Below are 7,627 nucleotides of genomic sequence, written 5' to 3'. Positions count from 1 at the left end.
CGACCTCACCGCACTCCAGCTCGCGGCTTCCCTCGCGCTCGCCGCCGTCGCCACCGTGGCCGTCGTCTGGCTCGCCGCACGCATCTACCGCCGCTCCATCCTCAACAACGGCAAGACCACCAAGTGGTCGGAGGCGCTGCGAGGCTAACCAACCCAGATGATCGGACCCGTGCCGTGCACCCTAGATGTACCGGGACGGGTCCATTCTCTTGTTGGAGCACGCTGATGACTTCCTGGCGATCACGCAATGCCCGGTAGAAGCTTGTGTGGTCCCCGAGGACGACAGATGTGGGCTTAGCAGGCATAGCGCAGATCTACCACTTTTTGCTCAAACCCCACCGAGGTTCGACTACCCGAGGCTAGACGGGCATAATCGCCCCCATGGCTTTAGGTGACGGCCCGCTCATTGTGCAGTCGGACAAGACGGTTCTTCTCGACATCGCGCACCCCCAGGCCGGCGAAGCGCGTGCAGCCTTAGCTCCTTTCGCGGAGCTTGAGCGCGCACCGGAGCACGTGCACACCTACCGCATCACACCACTGGCCTTGTGGAATGCGCGGGCGGCAGGCTTCGACGCTGAACAGGCGGTTGATGTGTTGGAGCGTTACTCCCGCTTCCCCGTCCCGCAGGCGCTGCTCATCGATGTCGCCGAGACGATGGCGCGTTACGGCCGCGTTCGCCTGATCAAGCACCCGGCGCACGGTCTCATTCTTGAGGCGGATGACGCTGCGATACTCACGGAGATCACCCGGAACAAGAAGATTCAGCCCATGGTGGGCAAGCTTATCGACGCCACCACCGCCCCCGTCCACCCCTCCGAACGCGGCCGGATCAAGCAGGAGCTGACCAAGCTCGGCTGGCCGGTGGATGACCAAGCTGGATACGTCGACGGCGAATCTCACCCGATCCAGCTCACCGCTGGATCGGACGGAGAGGACGCCTGGGAGCTGCGCGATTACCAGCAGTACGCCACCGAGAGTTTCTGGGAAGGTGGCTCAGGCGTGGTGGTGCTTCCCTGTGGCGCGGGCAAAACCATCGTGGGCGCAGCCTCCATGGCGCAGGCACAAACGACCACGCTTATCCTGGTGACCAACACTGTTGCCGGACGCCAATGGCGCGATGAACTGCTGCGGCGCACCACGCTCACGCCTGAGGAGATCGGCGAATACTCTGGCGAGCGCAAGGAGATCCGTCCGGTGACCATCGCCACGTACCAGGTGGTCACACGTAAAACGAAGGGCGAATACAAAGCCCTTGAGCTCTTTGACTCCCGCGATTGGGGCCTCATCATCTACGACGAGGTGCACCTGCTGCCCGCCCCGGTCTTCCGCATGGCCGCGGACCTCCAGTCGCGCCGGCGCCTCGGACTCACCGCAACACTCGTGCGTGAGGACCACCGCGAAGACGATGTCTTTTCGCTCATCGGGCCGAAGCGCTATGACGCCCCCTGGAAAGAACTCGAAATGGCCGGCTACATCGCCACCGCCGAATGCGTTGAAGTCCGCACCACGCTCACCGAAGATGAACGCATGATGTACGCCACCGCCGAAACCCGGGAGCGGTATCGCCTGGCGGCGTGTAGTGAGGGGAAGCTGGGGGTCGTCGATAAGCTTCTTGCACAACATCAAGGTCAACAGACCTTGATCATTGGCGCGTACATTGAGCAGCTCGAAGACATCGCCGTGCGCACAGGAGCTCCGCTTATCGACGGCAAAACCACTACCAAGAAACGCGAAGCCGCCTTCGATGCTTTCCGGAATGGTGAAATCCAGACGCTCGTTGTGTCAAAGGTGGCTAATTTCTCCATCGACCTGCCAGAAGCCGCCGTGGGCATCCAGGTCTCGGGTACCTTCGGCTCACGCCAAGAGGAAGCCCAACGCCTCGGCCGCCTCCTGCGCCCAAAGGCTGATGGTGCGGAAGCGCTGTTCTACACCGTCGTAGCGCGCGACACCCTCGATGCGGAGTACGCGATGCACCGCCAACGCTTCCTGGCTGAACAGGGCTACGCCTACCGGCTGGTAGACGCAGCGGACCTTTAGACTAGGGAACCATGAATCACTTTCACTTCGACGTCGACGAAGCTTTTGCCAAACAGCACAACGAAATGCTCCGGGACACCCGCAAGGTGGTTATCTCCGGTGTGAGCTTGTTTGTCATCTGCGTGGCGGCTGGCGCGGCCATGTGGTTCCTCATGGATCCCGCGAATCCGTGGCGTTGGCTGGGCGGGCTGGGCCTCGCGCTGTTCGGCTCAATCATGCTGCTCGTGGCCATTCTCGTACCGCGTTCTGTGGGTACGGCACAAGAGCTCTATGACCGCTACCCGCTCGTGCCCGCTGTTATCGCCGAGGTGAACCCGCGTGATGTGCTGCTCATGGCGCTGGTGAACGTCAACGTGGATGAGACGCTGCCACCTCGTTACGCGGCGGCGCTGCGCACCGTGTCCTCCATCCCCGGTATTACGGACCCCAAGGTGGGCACGAAGGTACCGGCAGTCGCTGTTGGCGGCCGCCGCTCCACACGCGATGCTGACCACTGGCAGGAAGTCACCCCCATGCCCATCGCGTGGGCCACGCCAGACAACGCGATTATCAGCGAAGCTCAGCAGGCCATCCCCCACGAACAATGGCGCCAGCTGGACAAGGCCCGGGCACGGCTTGAGGACGTGAAGGCGACCCGCATGAACCTCCTCGAGCTTTAAAGAAACCTTGGAAGAAATTCATATTTAGGTTAAAGCACGGCAACTACGGGTTAACCCGGGCACGGCAAGGTAGTCCGCGACAGTGTCAACAACTGCCGAAGGATTTTCAACCGTGCAATCTAAATCAATCACGTTCAAGCTGCTTGCCGTTGTGGCAGGCACCTCTGTTCTTCTGACTGCGTGCTCGCCAAGCAATGAGAACGCGTCGTCGCAGAACACCGGCGCCGACGGAACTGCATCGAAGGATGCCGATCCGGTCTACGGCGATAAGAACGGCCTGGACCTCATCGAGCTCTCCGACAAGAAGCCCGAGGTCGCCGAAGTGGAGCTGGATAATAAGCCAGACCGCATCGCCATGAACATCACCGAAGACCCTTCCACGGAGATGGGCTTCAACTGGTACACCAAGGATGACCTCGACGACTCCACGCTCCGTGTCTCCGAGCAGGAGGACATGTCCGGCGCCATGGAATTCCCGGCAGAAACCACTGAGGTAACCAACCGTTACGCTGAGCGCGACAAGAACGGCTACTACATCTACGCCTCTGCTCCCACCGATGAGGACGGCAAGTTCATCCTCAATGACGAAGGTAAGCCGGAAGAGATCAAGGGCTACTTCACCGACGAGCAGATCACCCGCGAGAACACCAAGTGGACCTCCGAGGGCCCGAAGCTGGGTTACCTCGAGCTCGTCGACATCAAGGAGAACAGCAACAAGAGCAAGGCCACCGGCCTGAAGCCGGGCAAGAAGTACTACTTCCAGGTGGGCTCTGAGTCCGAAGGTTTCTCCGAGACCGGTTCATTCACCACCGCGGACCCGAACGCCGAGGAAGTCCAGTTCATCCACTACACCGACACCCAGAACGCCTATTGGAACGCCAACGTGAACAACGAGGCCGCCTACGGCGCCAACACCTTGGAGAAGGCCCTGGAGGTTGCCCCGAACGCTACCTTCGCAGTCCACACCGGTGACTTCGTGGAAACCGCGGCGGTTGAAGACGAATGGGTAGACAACCTCAACATGTCCCGCAAGGCCAACATCAACCTGCCACACGCATACACCCCGGGCAACCACGACGAGTACACCCTGGTGTGGGAGAAGGGCAAGCACCTCACCTCCTTCAACGAGCACACCAACACCCCGATCACCGGCAACGCCGTTGACGGTGGCTCCTACTACTCCTACGACCACTCCGGCATCCACTTCGTTGTCCTGAACACCAACGACAACAAGGAATCCGATGACAACCCGGAGAAGGGCGCCATTGGCAAAAAGCAGATGGAGTGGGCAAAGCAGGACATCACCGCCGCCCGTGAGGCCGGCGCCAAGTGGATCGTGCTGACCTACCACAAGCCGGTCTACTCCGCCTCCTACCACGCACTGCAGGATGAGGATGTCCAGGTCACCCGCGAGGAATTCGTCGAGATCGCCGATGAGCTCGGCGTTGACGTTGTCCTCCAGGGCCACGACCACAACCTGACCCGCACCAAGTCCCTCGTGTACACCCCGGACAACTTCGCCTACGGCGAGGTTGAGGACACGGAGAAGGAAACCATCGACGGCGTTGAGCACCACGTCAACCCGCAGGGTGTCACCTACATCATCCCGAACACTTCCGGCACCAAGACCTACGACGCGATCTACAAGAAGGGAGCCGACCACGTTCACAAGGTCCGCCCAAAGCTGGATTGGATGACCGACGAGGACACGGACTACTGGAACTCGCTATACGACGTTGCCGAGCAGCCCGAGGACTCCCCCAAGTTCGAGCACAAGCACGAGAACTACCGCCAGTCCACGATCCAGTCCTTCGCTGTCTACACCGTCACTGACGACACCTTCAAAATTGACTTCTACCAAGTCTCCGGTGACCTGCACAAGGGCGAAGAGCGCAAGGTTGAGCTGTACAACTCCTACGGCATCCTGAAGAAGTAACTCTCTTCCCCACAGACACTTGAAGGCCGCCCCCGTTAGGGAAACGGCCTTCTTTTTGTGCGCTTACACAAACTGACGGATCAACGCGTACAAAGCCACCGTCACGATGAGCCCCTTCAGGAAGGTGTTAGACAGCCGCTTCGCAATCCGCGCGCCCACCAACCCGCCGAGCAGACCACCTACCGCGAGTACCACGACACCGACCCACAGGATCTCCGCATCAAAGAGAAAGAACGCGATCACGTACACGATCGCCGCGATCGTATTAACAATCATGGACAGGAAGTTCTTCACCGGGTTGACGTCCTTGAACGGCCGGCCCGTGCCCACACCCATGATGGCCATGTAAAGCACGCCTTGCGCCGCCGTGAAGAATCCGCCATACATTGATGCAAGGCCCATAGCCCCCACAAGTCCAGGACGCTTGTATGGCTTACCGACGACTCCCCCGCCCTCACTTATCTCATGACTCGCCGAAAACCAGCTAACGAACTTCTGCTGGAAAATCACCAGGATAAGTGCCACCACAATAAGGATGGGGATAACGAAGTCCAATGCTGAAGACGGTGTAGCCAGAAGCAACAGCGAACCAGCAGCAGCACCCACGATCGTCGAAAAAATAAGCGGGCCCAGATACGGCATCTCCGCCTTCGTTTCCTTACGGAACCCCCACGCCGAACCGAACGACGCGAACATCATGCCAATCGTGTTCGTCCTCACCGCCATCCCCGGCGGCACTCCCATTGCCAGCAGCACCGGCAGGGTCAGAAGCGAACCAGAACCAACGGCTGAGTTAATGATGCCGGCCATGATGCCCATAGCAAACAACAACAGACCGGAAAGAATAGTCATCGGGCCCGAACTCCTAACATCACACCAATAAACTTGAAGAAGATTGTATGCCCTAGACCACTGCTATAGGCCCTCGCTGCCGTGTTTAGTCTTGCTTTGCCTTTTCTGTGGGTGTGTTTGTGTAGACGGTTACATTGCTGCGGTAACTAGCAGATAGTAGAAATTTTCTACCTGGCGTTTTATCGGGGCTGTAATGTCGGTGTGTAAAGTTTTACACACTTCCCGCCACAGGCCAGCAGCAGGCACGCCCTAGCTGCCCCCGAACAGGTATGAACTGCTCCCCATTAGTTGGACTGAGAAGTCAGTTATCGACTAATGGGGAGTAGTTTTCATTGAGAGCACGAAGTTCGCTAAGTGAGCAGCAGCGTGAGCAGTTGGTTGAGTGTTTCGAGCAAGGCATGGGATATGGGGCCGCTGCCAATGCTCTGGGTGTCTCCAAAGACGCTGTCCGTATGCTCTATCGTCGGTTTCAACTGCATGGCAGGCTATGTCTTGTGGAGAAACCGACTAGCCAGCAGTACTCGTTCGAAATCAAAAAGGAAGTTGTCCAACGCCATCTTGCCGGCGAGACAAAGAGAGGGTGTCAGGGGGTTTGTGTGTGAGGCTCTGATTTTGAAGGAGTTTCACCGATAATGACTACGGTGTCACCGAAGAAGAACCATGACCAGGACAAGGTCAACAAGATCAGCGAGAAGCTGATGGAAAATCCTGAGCTCGCCAAGCTGATCGGCGAGTTATCGACGTCCACCGAGGATGCCAGCGACTTGGTCAAGGGCCTGTTGCAGGCCTCGATCAATGCGGGTCTGCAGGCGGAAATGGATGCCCATTTGGGCTACGGTCATTCCGACCGGAAGATGAAGGCCCAGGTTGAACCCGTACAGGGCAGCAACCACCGCAACGGGTCGTACACCAAGACGGTTAACTCTGGTTACGGCGCGTTGGACGTGACTGTACCCAGGGATCGTTCAGGCACGTTTACTCCCCAGATGGTGCCCAAAGGTGCACGCCGGCTGACAGAGCTCGATGACATGATCATCTCGCTATACGCCGGTGGGATGACAGTGCGTGATATTCAGCACCATCTTGGCTCCACCCTGGGGGTGGATATGAGCCCGGATACGATCAGCACGATTACCGATGCGGTCTTAGACGAGGTCATGATCTGGCAGAACCGTCAGCTCGACGAGTTCTACCCCGTGATCTTCCTTGATGCGCTCCGGGTGAAAATTCGTGACGGCAACCGTGTGGTCAACAAGGCCTGCTACATGGCGGTGGGCATCGACATCGACGGCATCAAGCACATCCTGGGCTTGTGGATTGCTGATAATGAAGGTGCCGCCTTTTGGGCATCTGTGTGCGCAGATCTTGCCAACCGTGGCGTCCAGGATGTCTTCATCGTCTGCTGTGATGGGCTGAAAGGCCTACCGGAAGCCGTGGAAGCAACCTGGCCGAATTCGATGGTGCAAACCTGTATTGTGCACCTGATTCGGGATGCGAACCGGTGGGTGTCCTACCAGGACCGAAAACGCGTCTCCAGTGCGCTGCGTGCGATCTACACTGCTGCAAACGAAGATACCGCCCGTGCGAGCTTGGATGCGTTCGAGGCCTCTGAGCTTGGCCAGAAGTACCCCCAATCGGTGAAAGTCTGGCGGGATGCGTGGGAACGGTTCGTGCCATTTCTGCAGTTCCCGCCAGCAGCACGCAAAGTGCTCTACACCACTAATTCGATCGAGTCACTCAATTCGGAGCTGCGGAAAGCTACCCGGAACCGGGGCCAGTTCCCGAACGATACAGCAGCCCTGAAGACGCTATGGCTGATGATCTGCAACATCGAAGACAAGCGTGCTGCCCAACGCGCGAAGAAAGCGAAGCGCGACATCGAATGCAACGGCTATATTGAAGGAGCGAAAGCCAACGGCTGGAAACAAGCCATCAACCAACTATCCGTGGCATACCCCGACCGATTCGCGGACTACTTGTAAACCAAACCCCGCACACAAAAAATCGGACACCCTCGACAAAGATGAATCTTGCACGTGAGTTTGGCCTGTCGTCAGACCAGATGGTCAGTTATTGGTCGTGGAAATGGCGCAAGGGCGGCGACGAGGCACTAAAGCCGAAGCCGAAAGGCAGACCCAAAGGC

General features: G+C 58.5%; 5 protein-coding genes and 1 pseudogene. 5 read left to right on the top strand and 1 reads right to left on the bottom strand.

The features are described 5' to 3' along the window. Positions 1 to 381: 381 nt before the first annotated feature. The 3 genes from F4V54_RS09520 (at position 382) to F4V54_RS09510 (ending at position 4,632) form a co-directional block, all read left to right on the top strand. On the top strand, positions 382 to 2,037 hold the full coding sequence (locus F4V54_RS09520) for a DNA repair helicase XPB (protein ID WP_150386980.1): 1,656 nt from the start codon (positions 382 to 384) through the stop codon (positions 2,035 to 2,037). Positions 2,038 to 2,048: 11 nt separating this feature from the next. Next, positions 2,049 to 2,696 (top strand): DUF3239 domain-containing protein, encoded by a 648-nt coding sequence (locus F4V54_RS09515; protein WP_150386979.1) that lies wholly within the window; start codon positions 2,049 to 2,051, stop codon positions 2,694 to 2,696. Between the two features lie 112 nt (positions 2,697 to 2,808). Further along, positions 2,809 to 4,632 carry a purple acid phosphatase family protein gene (locus F4V54_RS09510; protein WP_150386978.1) on the top strand — a complete coding sequence of 608 codons (1,824 nt, stop codon included), beginning with the start codon at positions 2,809 to 2,811 and terminating at the stop codon, positions 4,630 to 4,632. Between the two features lie 63 nt (positions 4,633 to 4,695). Here the strand turns inward: F4V54_RS09510 and F4V54_RS09505 are convergent, their stop codons facing one another. Then, a complete protein-coding gene (locus F4V54_RS09505; protein ID WP_150386977.1) occupies positions 4,696 to 5,484 on the bottom strand; it encodes a sulfite exporter TauE/SafE family protein in 789 nt (262 codons plus the stop codon). Positions 5,485 to 6,116: 632 nt separating this feature from the next. Between F4V54_RS09505 and F4V54_RS09500 the strand changes: the two genes are divergently transcribed. Beyond that, positions 6,117 to 7,466: an IS256 family transposase gene (locus F4V54_RS09500; protein ID WP_150386976.1), complete on the top strand. Its 1,350-nt coding sequence runs from the start codon at positions 6,117 to 6,119 to the stop codon at positions 7,464 to 7,466. Between the two features lie 35 nt (positions 7,467 to 7,501). Beyond that, positions 7,502 to 7,627: pseudogene (locus F4V54_RS09495) on the top strand (helix-turn-helix domain-containing protein); the annotation flags it as partial.

It is taken from the genome of Corynebacterium tuscaniense (assembly GCF_008693065.1).
Taxonomy (GTDB): domain Bacteria; phylum Actinomycetota; class Actinomycetes; order Mycobacteriales; family Mycobacteriaceae; genus Corynebacterium; species Corynebacterium tuscaniense.
The sequence above is the reverse complement of the archived record's forward strand: the minus strand, read 5'-3'. Positions and strand labels throughout refer to the sequence as shown.